Origin of the sequence: Leptospira inadai serovar Lyme str. 10 (assembly GCF_000243675.2) — a bacterium.
GTDB lineage: Bacteria > Spirochaetota > Leptospiria > Leptospirales > Leptospiraceae > Leptospira_B > Leptospira_B inadai.
Genome location: NZ_AHMM02000017.1, coordinates 404177 through 420380, shown reverse-complemented (window position 1 = coordinate 420380; position 16204 = coordinate 404177). Strand labels below are relative to the sequence as shown.

Sequence of the window (16204 nt, the reverse complement as noted above, 5' to 3'; positions counted from 1 at the left end):
TCTTTTACGATCGTGGTCACACTATCCTCCAGTCGGAAAGTCGGATTTTTATAAACGTAGATAGTCGAACTATCTATAGGATTGAAAGTGCCTGCCGAATAACGAGAGGGGAAATTCCCGAGACACCGGCGTTATTTTTTATACGAGAACGGAGGAAGTGTGCGGATTGTTTTTCCGCTAGCAGAACATTCTCGATCGCCTGCTCTATGGATTTTGCCCCGCAAACTATGCCGTGGTTTCGTAAGAGGTAACCGTTCGTATCCTTTCGTACTTTTTTCTTGAACGCGTTGACTAGAAATATAGTTCCGGAAGGCGCATAGGAAACGAGGCGTAAAGATGCTCCAAGACTTGCACGTGCTTCCGCACCTTCGATAGGCATGTCAATTCCGAGTAAAGTAACCGCGCTGGCCAGGGGTTGGTGCGTGTGTAAGCTTACTTGCAAATCCGGTCTGAGAGTCAAAAAGGCCGCGTGCATCCCGCTTTCGGTGGTAGGCTGCTTATCGCCTTCCACTAACTTCAAATCTTTCATTCGGACGATGCATATATCCTCATTTTTCATGCTGTAATAGTCGGAAGCGGACGGAGTAACGGCCATAAGTTCGGGGTCGACCCGCACGGCCAAGTTTCCTCCGATCCCGGCAAAAAAACCGAGATCGGCTAGCTTCCTGGAGGCGGTTACGACCGAGTCGCGCACGGCTTTGAATCCTAAATTCTTCATGTTTTTTGCTCCTTCCTATTCAGGAAAACTCGGCAAATGTCGAGTCTATAATAAGGATAGATCGACTATTGTCGAGTAATTTTCGCTTTAAATTCGTAAAAACGGACTTGAATCGATCTAAATGTCGATTTTTGTCGGTAAATAGAAATGCCGAAATCATTAGAAGACGTATCTCCTGACGAGCCCATGGCTGGAGGAGATTTTAAAACGAGTCCGCAAGGTCGTAGCCGAAGAGCGGCTCTGGTTCAGGCTTTGAGAGAATTATTGCGAGAGCATCCGCCGGAGTCCCTTACGTTTGCGAAAATTTGCGAGCATGCCGACATTCCAAGGGCATCGGCCTATCACTTTTTTCCGAATATGGGTGCGCTCTATCTTGGCCTAAGGCTCGTTCACGCGGAACTTGTGGCGGAGAGGCTTTCCCAGGTTGATACGTCGCAATTCGAGAGCTGGCAGGATTACGTGTATTTTCTTGCTGCGGAAGCCATCGCTATCGTTAGGGAGGATCCTGCAATGATGCGCGTCGTTTATGGAGTTCGCAACGAAGAGACGATGCATATCGGCAAGGAACTGGATTCCAAAATTGCTAGCCTGGCTCTCCGACAAGTGATGGATCGTTTTGCACTTCCTTCCTGGCCCGACGCGGCCCGCAAGGTGGGAATTGCGGTGACCTTGATTGATTCCGTCTTTCGATATTCTTTCCGGGAGCAGGGCGAAATCACCGATGAAATGGTTCGCGAAGCAGGCCGAGCGGCAGTCGCTTACTTACGTTGTTATTTGCCCGAGTATGTGGAAAGCCGGGGTTGATGGCATTGTGGCACCGGTCTTAAAAACTCGACATTAGCCTAGCTTTCCAGAAGCCCGGATAGCCGATTTTTTTCCGTTTGAATGAATCCCTCCCAACCGTTGTTGTGCAGGCCAAGCTTCAAGGTCACGTACATTCGGGACGGATTTCAGACGATAGAGAAAGTTCTCCGGGTTGAATATTTTGTATATTATAAAATAGTAACTTTCTCCGAACGAAAACTCTCCGAGGCAAAGAGGGCTAGTAGAAAGATCATAATTAATAATCCAAGGAGAAAGTATTCGGCGGGTCTCCAGCCGCTAGTATCGCTTTTTAAAAGAGCCATGGCGACGGAAATGATGACCCCGCCCGCGTTCCCGACCAGCATCACTGCAGCGGCTGCCCCGCCGGCTCTCTTCGGTCCTGCGACTTCTTCGGACATTACTAGGAGTAGGGCGAAGCCCGGTAAAAACAAGAAACCGATTAATCCGCCGTAAAGATAAAGTAAAGGAAGATCGCTACTTAGACAAAGAGGCAGAATCAATACAATCCCTGAAATTCCGCAGAAGAGGAGCACAGGTTTTCTTCTTTTTATAAGATCGGAGATCGTCGGGATTACTAACGAGCCGATAATACCCGCAAGAATCATCACCCCGCCGATATTTCCGACGTCCATCGCGCCGACGCCGTTTTGTCCGAGTATTCCTTCCAGCCAAGTGGTGAGACCGTTGAAGAATCCGAAAGCGATAAACGCCATCAAAACAATGATCAGGATAGACCGATCTTTGACGATATGCATGACTTCCGACAAAGCCGTAAAAGACCGAAGCTGGGCCATTTCTTCCGGTTCCGTACTATGATTTTCTTTCACGACTAAAAAGAAAATCAGGCTTAGAACGGTCGTGATGACCGCAAAAACTAGCATCGTTCCGCTTAAGCCGAAGCCTTGATTAATATGTGGCGGAAGGGAAAACCCGAGAGCCAAGCCGGCAAACATTCCGGCAGTTCCTAGGCCGGTTGCGACGGCTCTTTGCTCTTCCGCAAACCAGTCGGCCGCTAATTTCGTAATTCCGTTCATGATAAAGGGTTGCGCGATCGCGTTTCCTATTTGGCAGACGAGAAGTAGCCAGAAACTTCCCGTATAGATCCTCATACACGCAAATACGGACATGATAAGGAGCCCGAGTCGAATTGTGAATCGGTATCCTTTCCGATCGGTCATCGCGCCGGCAGGCATGGAAACAACGGTGAACAGCAGAGGATTGCAGACCGTCAATGTGCTGGCTAGCAATTCCGAAACTCCGTACAGATTTTGAACTTCCGTCATCAGAGAAACGAAATTCAAATAGATCATTTGGCTGACTCCGATCACCGTCATGTAGGACGCGAGAACGATCCATCGATAAGGCTTGTTATAGTCGATTTGCTTCATGGCGATTCCCCTGCGATTTTAAGCGTATTTTTTCCCGTACAGTATAGAAGTTTTTTCCCGGTTCCAGCTTTTGTATAGAGGACTTAGGGCGTCGTGCAATTGCAGAAATCTGCCGAACATTTCGTCCATTGCCTTCTTATTTTTTTGATCCGGTCGGTATTCTGCTTTGATTCGGATCAATTTCGGTATATCAGAAAATTTTAATAGTCCCAGGCCTATCCCCGCGATCCAGGCCGAACCCCTGGCATTCGATTGCATAGGAGCTTCGGGTTGACGTACCGAGGTTCCGAGAGTGTCGGCGAAAATTTGGCACCATACGTCGGATGCGGCTCCTCCTCCGACGATGGTGATGGAGGAGAGGTTTTTCTTCAGGAATTTCTCTACCGGCTTTATCATCCAACGAGTGTTCATCGCCACTCCTTCCAAGAAAGCTCGGATAATATCTTCCCTACTATGTTCCAAGGAAAGATTTACCATGCCTCCCCGGAGAGACGGATCGTCCACCGGACATCTCTCTCCGTACAACCATGGCATATAGAGAAGGCCTCGGCTTCCGGCGGGAGTTCTGGCTGCGATGCGGTCCAGGATCTTGTATACGTCGGATACATGCTCTTCTCGGAGGAGCTCATCCTGGTGGTACAGAATCCTGTCCTTCAGAAAACTTAAGTTAGCGCCTGCAGAGGTTTGCATTGCGGTCATTAGGTATTTTCCCGGAATTGCGCAGGGCACCGATGCCATGGAAGAAATGATATCCGTTTTTTTATTCGGAACATGAGCGGCTATCCAGGACGAGGTTCCGATATAGAGGTGCGCCTCTCCGTCGAGGACCGCTCCGGATCCGATCGCGGCTGCGGCGGTATCGATGGCTCCTCCGACCACGGGAGTTCCCGAGGCAAGGTTTAGAACCGAAGCGACCTCCGGCAGAAGGCCTCCGATGATATCGGTGCATCGAACGATCTCGGGAAATTTTTTCGGATCGATCCCGCTCAATGCAAGCAGACCGGAATCATAGCGAACCCGGTTGGAATCTCGATTGTCCGTTACCCAAGACGTAAGAATCGAATCCGGTGTGGCGACAAACTTTCCGGTCAGTTTCATATTCAAATAATCTAATGCATTTAGGAATTTATAGGTTCTTTCGTAAATTTCCGGAAATTCATTTTTGATGAGAAGCATGTGAGCCGCCGGATCTTTTCCGGATAAGGAAGGCGCGCCTCCCGTAAGTCGAATCCATTTCCAGAGCTTTCGCGGAGAATAACCGGCCATCGGTCCGCCTGCATGATTTCGGATATGCTTTGCCCCTCTCATGTCCATCCAAAGGACGGCATTCATGAGTTCCTGTCCTTGCTCGTCTACGGGGACAGTCACTTCTCCTTGAGTCGAACAGCAAATTCCCCTCACCTTGCTTCGATCGACTCCGGAGGCGTTCAACGCCGTGCGCGATGTTTCTAGTAATGCATTCCACCAATCCGAGGGTTTTTGCTCGGCCCCGTTACCCGGTATGATCACTAACTCCACTTCTCGGAACGCCCAGGAAAGAATTCTTCCGTCCAGCGTGCATACCGCCGACTTGCATCCCGAGGTTCCTAGGTCTACGGCCAAGATTAAATTGTCATTTCCGGATAAATGTATCTGCGTCTTCATGCCCGCCGCCCATTCGGGAAGGCTTGCCTAAAAAGTCAACAAACGTTTATTAAAAATGATCATTGATTATTAAATAACACTTGAAATGCAATTTTATGACACTCAATGGCTATTTGCTAAGTGAATATTTCGACAAAAGCCGACTAATTCTCTGTTTCCTTCTTGACATGAGAGTTGGATCCAATCTGAATCTTGCCTATGGAATCGGCTAGGAAAAGCGGCATCTAGGTGTCGGCCTCTCGCCCTCCAGGGAACAGAATTTCAGAAAGATTGAGGGTTTATGAAAAAGCTAGTCACGGGAGCTGCCGGTTTCATCGGTTCCGCTATAGTTCGCGAATTGCTGAAAGAGGGTCATGAAGTAAAAGTTTTAATTCGCAAATCGACTAATCCCAAAGGTTTGGAAGGACTGGATGTGGAAGTCGCCTACGGCGATATTTGCGACGGAGACTCCATGCGATCCGCGTTAAAGGGCTGCGACACCTTATATCAAACCGCGGCATTTTTCGCTCACTGGACACTCGATAAAAAATTACCGTACGAGGTAAATGTGGAAGGAACCAAAACTTCCATGAGAGCCGCTTTGGATGCGGGAGTTGAAAAAGTGATCTATACGAGCACCGGTAATACGATCGGCGCTCACGGAGAGATTCCGGCGAACGAGACTGCAGAGTTCAATCATTGGAAATCCGGAGATCATTATTCCATTTCGAAATACCTCGGCGAAGTGGAAGCTTTAAAGTTCGTTTCGATGGGGTTACCCATAGTTGTCGTGAATCCGACTCTCGTTATCGGCGCAGGAGATGTGAAGCCTACTACCTCCGGACAGATGATCATTGATGTCGTCCAGGGGGCTATGCCAGGATACATCGACGGTGGCACAAATGTGATTGATGTATCGGATGTCGCAAAAGGTCACCTGCTTGCGGCTAAGAAGGGTAGGGTTGGAGAACGGTACCTTCTCGGAAACGAAAATTTAACCTTATCCGAATATTTCGGGCTGATAGCTGAGATCGCAGGAGTCAAACCGCCTCGAATCAAAATTCCATATTACGTGGCCTTGGGCATGGGCTATATCTTCGAGTTAGGTGCAGCCATCACAAAAAAACATCCGATTGCAACCGCATCCGAAATAAGGATCGGAAAATCAAAGGAATTTTTCGATTGTTCCAAGGCGGTTCGTGAACTCGGGCTTCCTCAAACGTCCGTTAGAATTGCCATTCAGAATGCGATAGATTGGTTTAAGGAAAACGGATACTTAAAGAAATAGCGTCGCACTTGCGAATTCCCTCGATCTTAACCCGAGGGTTTAGACGTTTATCGATTGATCGGGTCCCGAATCGAATCGGCAACAAGAGGAAGAAAATTATGAAAGCGAAAAAGATCAAAGTAATCCCTAAACTATTGTCCGGCCTATCTCATTCCGGTTCCTTCCTACTCGGACCGGCGGAACAATTCGAAATGAAGCACCGAGTTTTGAACGGAACTCTTTTGTCGGGGATCTTTGCGATGTGCATCGGTATCGGCTCCGAGTTTTTTCGAGAAGGGTTCGAGACGGGAGGACTCGTGGCATTATGCGTTGCATTCGTTTTCTCCCTCCTATTTTACTATCTGGCCCGATTCAAGAAGCACTTTAGATGGTTAGTAGCTCCCACCTTTATCATCGGCGGAGCAACAACATACCTGCAGATTCATTATAGCGGGGGAATCGTAAGCGCGAATATAATGGTGATGATTCCATTACTGATTCTTTATATGCTCATCCTCGGGCAGAAATTCGATTGGATGGCGATATTACTTTTCGTCGCGGCTCTTTTCGGAATCAATTTTGTGCAGCAAGTGCATCCTAATTGGTTTTCCGACTATTCCAGCCCGCTTGCCCGTAACGAAGATTTTCTGGTTACGAGTATTGCAGTTCTGACCGTAACGGGTTTTATGTTGCGCACATTGAATCGTTCATACGAGGACGCCATAGAAGAGGTTCGTCGTCTCAAGGATCAGCAGGACGGCGACTATTTTTTGACTTCGCTTTTAATTCAGCCGTTAGCCGGTATTCGAATTCGATCGAAAACTCTTCAATTGCGTTCGTACATCAGACAGAAAAAGATTTTTACCTTTAAGGACAAAGCGCATGAACTCGGAGGCGATATCTGCGTGGCGGACCGAATCCTTCTCCGGGGGCGCAATTATTGCGTCTTTGCAAACGGCGACGCAATGGGGAAGTCGATGCAGGGAGCCGGAGGAGTTCTGGTATTCGGCACGGCCTTGCATGCTTTAATCGAAAGAACTCATCGCGAAGGAATTCTTTCGGGATATTTTCCCGAACGTTGGTTACGAACTACGCTGAACGAGCTCAATAAGGTTTTTGAGGGATTCGACGGTTCTATGTCGATGTCGCTGATGTTAGGTCTTGTGGACGAAGAAAACGGATTTCTTTATTACATAAACGCCGAACATCCGTTTCCGATTCGGCTGCGCGGTGGGAGCGCCGCATTTCTTTCGGAACAAGCCACGAATTTCAAACTCGGATTGCTCAGAGAAAAGGCGAGGATCGAAACCTGCTGGATTCGACCAGGAGATACCATCATTATCGGTTCCGACGGTAAGGATGATATCTCGATCGGATATGACGATTCGGAAACGAGGATAATAAACGAAGATCATACCGCGATTTTAAATCTGGTCGAAAAGAGCGAAGGGGATCTGGAGCGACTCGGGAACTTTCTCCATGAAGCCGGAGAGCTTACGGACGATCTCTCCCTACTGAGTATAAAATTTTATCCTAAGGAAACCGCCGATGAAATCGGCAAGGCGCCCGATCTCATCGAAGCGCTACGGCTTCTGGAGAAGAATGAATCTTCCGAGGCTCTTACGTTTTTGAAACGAATCATAGAGCAAAGTCCGTCAGACAAGGCCGCCTGGAATTTACTTTATCGGGTTTATAGCCAAATGGGCTTGGCGGCGGATGCGGGTCAAGCGGCCGAAAACTACTCTACTATTCAACCTTCCAATTTACAGATGATTTTCAACGGCGCCATTCAATACGCTAAGGCCGGCCTGATCGAGAGATCGATCGATATGGCGGAAAGGGTCTATAGCCGAAAACCCGAGGTGATTCCCGTCTTGAAACTGTTAGTGCGTCTTTACAAAAAATCCAAACGTATGCAGAGGGCTCAGGAATACCAGGATGAGATCTCGCGATTGCAAGCGAGAGCGATGAACGGTTAGTCCGGATTTTCAATTCGCGTTATCGCAAGTATAATATTAATATATTATACTATTGTATATAGTTTATTGAAATTAAATTTTTTTTTTCGAGCGTGGGGTTGCCATATGAAAAAATTAGTAGTCGGTGGGACGGGATTTATAGGGTCTTCGATTGTAAGGGAGCTACTCAAGAGCGGAGAAGACGTAAGGGTTCTTCTTATGAAAGACCGTCCGATTCGCGGTAATCTAGACGAGCTCGATGTGGAGAAAGTTTACGGCGATATTCGCCACGGGGATTCCATAAAGAAAGCTTTAAACGGTTGTGATACCCTATATTTGGCCGCCGCGTATAACGGGCATTGGGCCCCGGACCCCAAAACGTTTTATGAGATCAATGTGGAAGGAACAAAAAAGGCGCTTCTGGCCGCTCTCGAACTAGGGGTGAAGAAGGTCGTTTATACTAGCTCCAATAACGCGGTCGCCGCCAGCGGGCCCGTGCCGGCAAACGAAGAGCGAACCTTTAATTCTTGGGAATCGAAGGATCATTATACTATGTCCAAATACATCGCGGAAAACGAGGCAAGAATTCTCGCCATGAAGGGTCTTCCGATCGTTATCGTAAATCCTACTCTGGTAATCGGTGCGAACGATAGCAAGCCCTCTCCGTCCGGGAGAACGATTCTCGACATTATCGAGAGGAAAATGCCGGGGTACATTGACGGCGGATTGAATATTGTCGACGTAGAGGACGTTGCCCGCGGTCATATTCTCGCCGCTAAAAAGGGGAAGGTTGGCGAAAGATATTTATTAGGAAATAAGAATATAACGGTTCGTGATTATTTAAATCTAATTGCGGGTATTGCCGGAGTAAAGCCGCCTTCCATGAAGTTTCCGTTTAGGTTAGCGCTGACTCTTGGGCGTCTCTTCGAATTCGGTTCCTCGATAACGAAAAGACCTCCTTTAGTTACCGTCAGTGAAGTGAGAATCGCCAAAATGATGGAATGGTATGATTGCTCCAAGGCGGTGAAAGAGCTCGGTTTACCCCAAACCCCGATCGAAGTTACGGTCAAAAAAACTATAAACTGGTTCAGGGAAAATGGATATACCGAGAAGTAATATTTTTTTCCACGGATCGATGATCCGCAATCTGCGTTCCCGAGTCGTCGCAATTTTCCTATGGTTAAGGCTTTCGGTTATATTAATCTTTCGGAATATTTATTCGAATAAACTGTTTTGGGCGAATCCGGGATTCCTTTTTAGAAAGATCGGGAAAGAAAATGATCTTTTTCGTATAATGGCCTTATGTATTACATTTTCATTGATATGTGAATGTTCGGGAAGGAAGGTCCTTGGACATTTTGATCAATTGACCATCGGCTCCGAATTTCTCGAGCCAAAGACAATCGCATCCAAAGAAAGAATCAAGACCGAAACATGTGATAAGGTTTTCTTGAATGCCTTCCAGGTCGGAATTTACGGCGCAAAAGCGAACGTGATTAGAGAGGCGCTACGGAAAGAAATGGAACGGGATTCGAGCATAGTCGCGTTTACGGACATCCATTTTCAGCACTCGGACGGGTGTTGGAAGATCGAGTATACGCCGGAAAGAAGGTTCAGATGAGGCTTATCCTATTATCATTTTTGATCTTTATACTATTTCCGTCCTGCCTTTACGAAAAAGGTTATATTCAGAGAATTCAGATCGATCCTACTGCAAGCGATACTCCGGACGAAACAAAGTTTAAGAAAAATAATCGGGAAAGTTATAAGAAATGCATGTATACGTTTATCGTTCTGGTTTGGTATAACCGTCCCTTTCCCTCCAGTTGGAACGATATTATTTTCGACACCGCATCCGATGAACACAGATCGATACGATTGAAAGACGCTACTATGTCTATCGACGTCATAGATTTTTTTCCGCCCTGGACGATCTTTATGACGATTATCCCTTTTCCAACCGTACCAATCATGCGAATTTGCGGGATAGTGGACGGTGAGAAACTTTGAGTCTCGATTAATGGATACGCTTTCGGTTTTGAACCTTGTTTAGGCTGAAATTTAATTCTAGATATTCGCTTTCCTGGTCTTAGCCGGTTTACGCGTCTCGGAGAGTTTTTGAAAGGCTTCCAAGCGTAGGTGTAGTACTTCCTTGCATTCTCGAATTACTCCTCTACTGTGCTCGTTATTTGTTTCGGCTGCAAGGCGAGTTATAGAACCTATCGAGTAGCTGAAATAGAGTGCGAATGGACGAAGCTCGGATTCGCGCAATCCTGTAAAACAACGCATTGCGGTTTTTACCATTAATTCGGCATTTCTATACGTGTCCTTATCATCCTCAATTCCCAATTCGGGGACTGCTCGTAAGCCGGCCCATATATTCGCTAGGGCAGGATCGGTTTGAAAAAGTTGCATATATTGCTTGAGGGCCTTTTCCGCCGCTATTTCTAATTCGGAAATAGTTCGTACTCGCTCTAAAAGAGATTTTGTGCCTTCGTACAATCGATCATAATATTCCTGCATAATCGTAAGTAAGAGCTGATTCTTTCCGGGAAAATACTGGTATAAGGAGCCGATCTGAACTCCTGCAGCTTGAGCAATTTCTCTCATGCTCACGGAATCTATGCCTCGTCTGCCGATGAGATCCCGCGCAGTACGTAAAATTAGTTCGACTCGTTCTCTACTTCTGTTTTGTGTAGGCGTACGAATTTTCTTTTTCATAACAAAGCATATATAATCGCGATCGTTTCTATCGGCTACTTTTTTCTTGCGGACCGATTTTTGGTTTGACCGGGATTTTATATATGATCAATGCTCTTAAAATAATGATCAATGATCATGTATTGTGCCGAGGAAGTTTATGATGCAGCGAACGGGTTTTGGGTTGAGTTCAAGAGAGATTATCGATTATTCCGATTTTATATGTATAGTGGGGGCGGGTCCGGCCGGACTTTCCATCGGGCGTTCTTTGAAATCGCGTAGAATCCCATTTCATATAATTGAAAGACATTCGGATGTTGGTGGCATCTGGGATACGGAAAATCCCGGGTCTCCGATGTATAAGAGCGCACATTTTATATCATCGAAATACCTTTCTAATTATGCCGATTTCCCGATGCCTTCCCAGTATCCGGATTATCCATCGAACCGACAAATCCTAGCCTATCACAGATCGTTCGCTAAAGAATATGATTTATACCCTCATATAGAATTCAATACTTCCGTAAAGAACGTAGAAAAAAACGGTTCTAAATGGCTGCTGGCTCTTGCAAACGGAGAGCTAAGACTGTACGGAGAAATCGTCTGCGCTACTGGAATCACTTGGTCTCCAAATTTCCCAAAGCTACCAGGTAGCGAAACGTTTGGAGGCGAAATACTACATAGCATAAAATACAAAGACGCCATTTCGTTTAAAGGAAAACGCGTACTGATTGTGGGGGCAGGCAATTCAGGTTGTGATATCGCCTGCGATGCGGGCACCAATGCCGAGCAGGCGTTTATCAGCGTAAGACGCGGCTATCATTTTATTCCCAAGCATGTACTGGGGCAACCGGCCGACGTATTCGGAGACGGTGCACATTGGATACCGAATTGGTTTTCGCAATGGATTCTCGGGAAACTCTTGAGATTTCTGATCGGCGACGTCACGAAACTCGGACTTCCCGCGCCGGATCATAAAATATTCGAGACACATCCGATTGTAAACGATCAACTTTTGCATAATTTGCGCCATGGTGATGTGATTGCGAAAGGCGATATAGAAAAATTGAATGGAAACTTTGTGGAGTTTAAGGACGGGACTCGGGAAAAGATCGATATGATCATACTTGCAACCGGATACAATTGGTCGATTCCATATATGGACCAATACTTCGAATGGAAAAACGGTCGACCCGCAGATTTGTATCTGACCTTGTTCCATCGTAAATATGAGAACTTATATGTTCTTGGATTTATGGAAACCGACGGTGGCGCCTATAAAATGTTCGATGAAATGGCGAATATAATTACGGCTTATATCGAAGCGAAGCAAAAGGGGGAGGAATCCGCTCGAAGATTCCGGAGATTAATTGAATCCGATCATCCTTCGTTAAACGGAGGGATTCATTATCTTGATACCGGTAGGCATGCCGTTTATGTAAACCAAGTCGCATATCGAAAATATCTCTCGAAAATACACCGAGCCATGAGCTGGCCGCAACTTAAACCGGGCCAATTCGATAAATTAAAAATAACGAATTCAAATTCTGCGGAAGAAGGGGCAGGTGCGAGTCTGTGAATACTACCTTGGATTATACTCTTCGAAGAATAGCGTTGATCACGGGTGGAGGAGGCGCGATTGCTGAAGCCGTTGCAATCCGATTGGATAAGCTCGGGTTTACTCTGATTCTATCCGACATTAGCAAAGAGAAAATGTTCTCGATAGTAGCCAAATTATCTCGTCCTCCGAAAACAGTCGTGTGCGATCAAACAAACCCGTCCGACGTGGATGCATTGATTCGAATGATAGAGCAAAAATATCCGGACATTGAATTATTAATTAATAACGCGGGATTCACGAAAGAAGGTCCGTTTCTCCGACAGGATGTAAGTGAAATCGATCGTCACGCGGAGATTAATATGCTCAGCCCGATTCGTTTAATTCACGGCCTGGTTCCTCTTATGTTGAAAAGAGGGCGTGGGGCGGTTGTTTCTATCGTTTCTATGGGCGGAATCATTGCTCTTGAAGATTCTGCCTTATATTCCGCCACCAAATTCGGCCTAAGGGGTTTTTTGACAGCCTTTCGCGAAGAATTACGAGGTACGGGAATTAAGGTCTCCGGAATCTATCCGGCTGCAGTGGACACGCCGATGCTAATGCATGAAGCGCTTAATGGTGGAACCGTACTGAACTGGGTAAATGCGGTGAAATCGCCCGACGATGTTGCACGTGCAGTTTTGCGCGGAGCAAGAACCGGACTGCTGGAAATTTACGTGCCTTACAGTGATGGTCTCGTATCCCGCTTGGCTGCCGTATTTCCTTGGTTGATAGGATGGCTTTCGCCAATCCTAAAATGGATCGGTGAAAAAGGGCGGCGTCGTTGGCTTCGCAAAAAAGGGATCGATCCCATTAGGAAAAATTGATGTTATCCGATGTTTGGGATCCAGATATACGGTCCGGTCTGGAGGGAATGATTTCCGGACCGGCAGGGCTTGCTTGTTTCGATTTTGATAATACGCTGATCCGCGGGGACCTCGGTGTTGCCACAATGCAATACATTTTGATGAATGGACTCATACGCGCGGATTTGGACGAATTCTGGGAAGAGTTACGAGATCCATTTCTCTCGCTTGAAACGATATCGGTTTGGAAAGATCTTTGGCGAGCATTCCGGATGCATAAGGATACACGAAGTTACGGACGACTGGTGGAGGAGCTTTTCGGATTATTTTTTGCAGTTTCCAAGGAAGAAGGGCCTGAGGCGGCGTACCGTTGGACCAGAATCATCTATTCCGGTATGTCGGAGGAAGAGCTTAAGAAAATTGCCAGATATGTATTCGTAGAGAACCAGAAGCAAAATGGAAACGATTTTAATCTAACTGGCGGGTACTCTATAGATATTCGGCTCCGAATCCGCAAACCTTTATTGGAGCTGATCCGATTGTTAAAGGAAAGAGATTGGGAAGTGTGGATCATTACAGCCTCTCCCGAATACTGCGTTCAGGTCGCCGCTCAAGAATTCGGATTGGAACAGAGTCGTGTGCGCGGTATGCGTTTAAAATCCAGGCAGGGAGTCATGCTCCCCGAAATCGAAGAGCCATTAACATTTAATGACGGTAAAGTCAAAGCGATTCGCGAAATTACCTCTTCCGAAATCGGGTTCGCAGCCGGGGATGCCTTTACCGATCTTAGTATGTTGCTCGCGGCAAATCGTAGTTTATTGATTGATCATGGCGACTCCGACTTGCGCTCCGTCGGCGAATCAGCCGGGTGGTGGATTCAATCGGCCGATTCAATAGATTCCGGGTCGCAAGTTGAATGAAATTGTCGTACTTTTTTTAAATGCGATGGATGAAAAGATCCAATATGTTAGAATTTAAAGAAAATCTAAAACGAATAAAGTCCGAATTTTATGATCATGCGGTTGGAGATATTTTAGTTTCTCTTGATAATTCTTTATTCACGTCCGCGATGATACGTTCGTTTCTTTCCCTCGAATACCTCGGTTTTTATCCGAATCGAAGGTAGGATGAGTGAAATTTCCTCTTTGGTCTGGCTCCGCTGGTGTATATGCCGCACGTTTGCTTACAATAATGAAAAATTAATATTAAAAATTTAATTAATTAATAAAAATATTATATTTTTTTTTTAAAAATTAAAAAATTGTGATGAATGATTGGATCGTTCTTTGATCCTATGCATCCGGTTTATCCGTTTGAATCTTATTCGGGCTAATTTTAAGAATATCCGAGTTTGAAAAATTATTATGATTATTTTCAGGAGACTCGAACTTTTCCCTGCTACATTTATCGGACATCAAGTGACGCTTACAACGATCGCTCCTGGGCGAATGTTTTTCATCGATCAATCGAAGCTAAATTGGACCGGTACATTTAGTTAAAATCTAACGATCTGGTGCATTCTCGAGCTTAGCAGGAGGCGCAAACCGTTTTCACTTTTCTATCGGCTTCGAATTTAGATAGAATGAATCCGGAAACGAGAAGTGAAATTCCTATAATAGTTAAAGAATCCATTTCAAGGAAAAGTTTACTAAGACCTAAGAGCAGTATTCCAAGAAAGATAAAACTGGCGGACTTCCATTTTTTTGTTCGGTCGTAATAAAGAGAAACTCCGACCGTTGCAATAAGCGAAAGAGTGAAAACGAAAGGTTTCAAAAATGGCGTATAATCAAAAAAACTAAAACCTAGACTCGCTAGTAAGCTTCCGTACAAAGGATAACACGCGGGGCAAGACAGTACCGGAAGGAATACGCTGCCTATCAAAGGGAGAAAGGAGAGTAGAGAAAAATTGATGACCTTATTTGCTCTCAAAATCGAATATTCCAATAAATCCCTTGAAGGAACTCCCGAGAGTCTTCCGGATTCATCCTTATAAAGTCTACATGCATTTCCGCCGGAGCCCGGATCAATGTCTTTGCCGTCGACTAAAATACTGGGGGAAGAAAATCTCCTATAATAATCGGGAGTTTCCGGATCGTCTTTATTGATCTCTAAAAAGGTCGCGGTAATACGATGCTCCAGAAGTGTTTCTTGTACTAACTTTTTTGTTGCTTCCTTATTCGGGCAGGTCGTTTCGTAGATCAATTCGATTTTCATTATACATCCTTCATAAAGTCCAGTACGGGACATCCTTGTTTTGTTGCCTTTGAAGATTCGCAAATTTTTCGGATTTCAAGTAAGGAACTCTCTAATTTTTTTAGAACGAGGATCTTGTCCCGTATTTCACTCAGCTTTAAATTCACTCTTGATCTGACTTTATTACATTGGCTTTTTGTTTCCAGTTTCAAATCCAGGAGTTCCTTGATTTCCGAGAGTCGAAAGCCCAGGGCCTGCATGTTTCGGACGAATCGAATTCTTTTAGCGGAATCGGCCGAATAGATTCTGTATTTCGATTCGTTCCTAACGGGTGGATTTAGGAGTTTAAGAGATTCATAATAGCGAATCGTTTCGACTGACACTTGAGTCGCTTTCGCGAGCTCTCCGATTTTTAGGCTCATATCAGGTAGTATAAGCCCTGAAGTATACTTCAGGGTCAAGAGTTGATTCGAAAAAAAGGAAGATTAAGGAGTAAAAAAAGACGATTTCGGCATCTGCGAATCCTTAAAAAAAGGGATTTGAAGAGGATATCGCGGAACATCCGAACGTCGATTCAGATGCAATAAAGGAAATATAACAGGACTTGGAGGTTCATTAATAACTGGTTTAGACTCCCGCTTACGACAGTCGTTCGAAATAACGAAGGAAGTTCGTAAATAGATTCATTATGTTTGGAATCAGACCGACTTTCCTCCTGCTAGCAACGCTAATTTTAATATTGGGACCGGTAGGCTAATTCGGGTAGCAAATTTGATCCCCAATACAAGTGAATCGCCGGCGTCATTCGAAATATATTCCTTGCGTGCTATTTCGCCTTCGAATTTAAGTTTATCCCAAGAATCCGGGAATTGAATTTGGCCGGAGATCGGTGCCCCCACCGGAAAGCTATCTCCATGCTTAATCGTCCCGACGACTCCGATTCCAATTTCCGAAATGTTCATTATAAAACCATTGAATACTATTTCTTCAAAACGTATCGTAATTTTGAATTTGCATAGCTCCTCGGAATATATCCTTTCTGCCTGTCGACGTTCGCGCATTGTTATCCCTGACCCGCTGAATGGCTAAAATGCGATTTCCTCGCGATATCCGCAATGTTAAACATTAG

General features: G+C 45.6%; 16 protein-coding genes. 9 read left to right on the top strand and 7 right to left on the bottom strand.

The window, feature by feature from the left end:
• Window positions 1–73 precede the first annotated feature (73 nt).
• A complete protein-coding gene (locus LEP1GSC047_RS11295; RefSeq protein ID WP_010417875.1) occupies window positions 74–718 on the bottom strand; it encodes a class II aldolase/adducin family protein in 645 nt (214 codons plus the stop codon).
• Window positions 719–904: 186 nt separating this feature from the next.
• On the opposite strand from LEP1GSC047_RS11295, the gene LEP1GSC047_RS11290 reads away from it, so the two are divergent.
• Window positions 905–1522 (top strand): TetR/AcrR family transcriptional regulator, encoded by a 618-nt coding sequence (locus tag LEP1GSC047_RS11290; RefSeq protein WP_010417878.1) that lies wholly within the window; start codon window positions 905–907, stop codon window positions 1520–1522.
• A gap of 188 nt (window positions 1523–1710) precedes the next feature.
• Here the strand turns inward: LEP1GSC047_RS11290 and LEP1GSC047_RS11285 are convergent, their stop codons facing one another.
• Both LEP1GSC047_RS11285 and LEP1GSC047_RS11280 read right to left on the bottom strand, forming a co-directional pair.
• A complete protein-coding gene (locus LEP1GSC047_RS11285) occupies window positions 1711–2931 on the bottom strand; it encodes an MFS transporter (RefSeq protein WP_010417881.1) in 1221 nt (406 codons plus the stop codon).
• 18 nt (window positions 2932–2949) lie between these two features.
• A complete protein-coding gene (locus tag LEP1GSC047_RS11280) occupies window positions 2950–4575 on the bottom strand; it encodes a xylulokinase (protein ID WP_010417884.1) in 1626 nt (541 codons plus the stop codon).
• Window positions 4576–4855: 280 nt separating this feature from the next.
• Between LEP1GSC047_RS11280 and LEP1GSC047_RS11275 the strand changes: the two genes are divergently transcribed.
• From LEP1GSC047_RS11275 to LEP1GSC047_RS11255, 5 genes are all read left to right on the top strand, one after another.
• A complete protein-coding gene (locus LEP1GSC047_RS11275; RefSeq protein ID WP_010417886.1) occupies window positions 4856–5842 on the top strand; it encodes an SDR family oxidoreductase in 987 nt (328 codons plus the stop codon).
• 98 nt (window positions 5843–5940) lie between these two features.
• Window positions 5941–7800 carry a SpoIIE family protein phosphatase gene (locus tag LEP1GSC047_RS11270; protein WP_039934876.1) on the top strand — a complete coding sequence of 620 codons (1860 nt, stop codon included), beginning with the start codon at window positions 5941–5943 and terminating at the stop codon, window positions 7798–7800.
• 105 nt (window positions 7801–7905) lie between these two features.
• On the top strand, window positions 7906–8895 hold the full coding sequence (locus LEP1GSC047_RS11265; protein ID WP_010417890.1) for an NAD-dependent epimerase/dehydratase family protein: 990 nt from the start codon (window positions 7906–7908) through the stop codon (window positions 8893–8895).
• Window positions 8896–9145: 250 nt separating this feature from the next.
• The gene (locus tag LEP1GSC047_RS11260; RefSeq protein ID WP_238325564.1) at window positions 9146–9400 is read left to right on the top strand and encodes a hypothetical protein; all 255 of its coding nucleotides are present in this window, start codon (window positions 9146–9148) and stop codon (window positions 9398–9400) included.
• On the top strand, window positions 9397–9789 hold the full coding sequence (locus LEP1GSC047_RS11255) for a hypothetical protein (RefSeq protein WP_010417892.1): 393 nt from the start codon (window positions 9397–9399) through the stop codon (window positions 9787–9789). Before LEP1GSC047_RS11260 ends, LEP1GSC047_RS11255 begins: the two co-directional genes overlap by 4 nt.
• Before the next feature lie 57 nt (window positions 9790–9846).
• Here the strand turns inward: LEP1GSC047_RS11255 and LEP1GSC047_RS11250 are convergent, their stop codons facing one another.
• Window positions 9847–10500, bottom strand: coding sequence for a TetR/AcrR family transcriptional regulator (locus LEP1GSC047_RS11250; RefSeq protein WP_010417893.1), 654 nt, complete (start codon window positions 10498–10500; stop codon window positions 9847–9849).
• Window positions 10501–10642: 142 nt separating this feature from the next.
• On the opposite strand from LEP1GSC047_RS11250, the gene LEP1GSC047_RS11245 reads away from it, so the two are divergent.
• The 3 genes from LEP1GSC047_RS11245 to LEP1GSC047_RS11235 are packed head-to-tail and all read left to right on the top strand — an operon-like array spanning window position 10643 to window position 13802.
• Complete coding sequence (locus tag LEP1GSC047_RS11245; protein ID WP_010417895.1) at window positions 10643–12058, top strand: flavin-containing monooxygenase; 1416 nt, start codon at window positions 10643–10645, stop codon at window positions 12056–12058.
• Window positions 12055–12903: an SDR family NAD(P)-dependent oxidoreductase gene (locus LEP1GSC047_RS11240; protein ID WP_010417897.1), complete on the top strand. Its 849-nt coding sequence runs from the start codon at window positions 12055–12057 to the stop codon at window positions 12901–12903. The genes LEP1GSC047_RS11245 and LEP1GSC047_RS11240 overlap by 4 nt, the downstream gene beginning before the upstream one ends.
• Window positions 12903–13802, top strand: coding sequence for an HAD family hydrolase (locus LEP1GSC047_RS11235; protein WP_010417899.1), 900 nt, complete (start codon window positions 12903–12905; stop codon window positions 13800–13802). Before LEP1GSC047_RS11240 ends, LEP1GSC047_RS11235 begins: the two co-directional genes overlap by 1 nt.
• Before the next feature lie 607 nt (window positions 13803–14409).
• Here LEP1GSC047_RS11235 and LEP1GSC047_RS11230 read toward each other — a convergent pair.
• The 3 genes from LEP1GSC047_RS11230 to LEP1GSC047_RS11220 form a co-directional block, all read right to left on the bottom strand.
• Window positions 14410–15096: a hypothetical protein gene (locus LEP1GSC047_RS11230; protein WP_010417901.1), complete on the bottom strand. Its 687-nt coding sequence runs from the start codon at window positions 15094–15096 to the stop codon at window positions 14410–14412.
• Window positions 15096–15497, bottom strand: coding sequence for a MerR family transcriptional regulator (locus LEP1GSC047_RS11225; protein WP_010417903.1), 402 nt, complete (start codon window positions 15495–15497; stop codon window positions 15096–15098). Before LEP1GSC047_RS11225 ends, LEP1GSC047_RS11230 begins: the two co-directional genes overlap by 1 nt.
• Window positions 15498–15773: 276 nt before the next feature.
• Window positions 15774–16136, bottom strand: a complete 363-nt coding sequence (locus LEP1GSC047_RS11220; protein ID WP_010417905.1) for a PilZ domain-containing protein — start codon at window positions 16134–16136, stop codon at window positions 15774–15776.
• Window positions 16137–16204: the final 68 nt, after the last annotated feature.

Excerpts from the sequence above, each read along its gene's own strand:
- LEP1GSC047_RS11265 (WP_010417890.1), top strand. The coding sequence starts at position 7,906 with ATGAAAAAATTAGTAGTCGGTGGGACGGGATTTATAGGGTCTTCGATT.
- LEP1GSC047_RS11255 (WP_010417892.1), top strand. The coding sequence starts at position 9,397 with ATGAGGCTTATCCTATTATCATTTTTGATCTTTATACTATTTCCGTCC.
- LEP1GSC047_RS11245 (WP_010417895.1), top strand. The coding sequence starts at position 10,643 with ATGCAGCGAACGGGTTTTGGGTTGAGTTCAAGAGAGATTATCGATTAT.
- LEP1GSC047_RS11250 (WP_010417893.1), bottom strand. The coding sequence starts at position 10,500 with ATGAAAAAGAAAATTCGTACGCCTACACAAAACAGAAGTAGAGAACGA.
- LEP1GSC047_RS11290 (WP_010417878.1), top strand. The coding sequence starts at position 905 with ATGGCTGGAGGAGATTTTAAAACGAGTCCGCAAGGTCGTAGCCGAAGA.
- LEP1GSC047_RS11280 (WP_010417884.1), bottom strand. The coding sequence starts at position 4,575 with ATGAAGACGCAGATACATTTATCCGGAAATGACAATTTAATCTTGGCC.
- LEP1GSC047_RS11275 (WP_010417886.1), top strand. The coding sequence starts at position 4,856 with ATGAAAAAGCTAGTCACGGGAGCTGCCGGTTTCATCGGTTCCGCTATA.
- LEP1GSC047_RS11295 (WP_010417875.1), bottom strand. The coding sequence starts at position 718 with ATGAAGAATTTAGGATTCAAAGCCGTGCGCGACTCGGTCGTAACCGCC.
- LEP1GSC047_RS11225 (WP_010417903.1), bottom strand. The coding sequence starts at position 15,497 with ATGAGCCTAAAAATCGGAGAGCTCGCGAAAGCGACTCAAGTGTCAGTC.
- LEP1GSC047_RS11285 (WP_010417881.1), bottom strand. The coding sequence starts at position 2,931 with ATGAAGCAAATCGACTATAACAAGCCTTATCGATGGATCGTTCTCGCG.
- LEP1GSC047_RS11270 (WP_039934876.1), top strand. The coding sequence starts at position 5,941 with ATGAAAGCGAAAAAGATCAAAGTAATCCCTAAACTATTGTCCGGCCTA.
- LEP1GSC047_RS11235 (WP_010417899.1), top strand. The coding sequence starts at position 12,903 with ATGTTATCCGATGTTTGGGATCCAGATATACGGTCCGGTCTGGAGGGA.
- LEP1GSC047_RS11220 (WP_010417905.1), bottom strand. The coding sequence starts at position 16,136 with ATGCGCGAACGTCGACAGGCAGAAAGGATATATTCCGAGGAGCTATGC.
- LEP1GSC047_RS11230 (WP_010417901.1), bottom strand. The coding sequence starts at position 15,096 with ATGAAAATCGAATTGATCTACGAAACGACCTGCCCGAATAAGGAAGCA.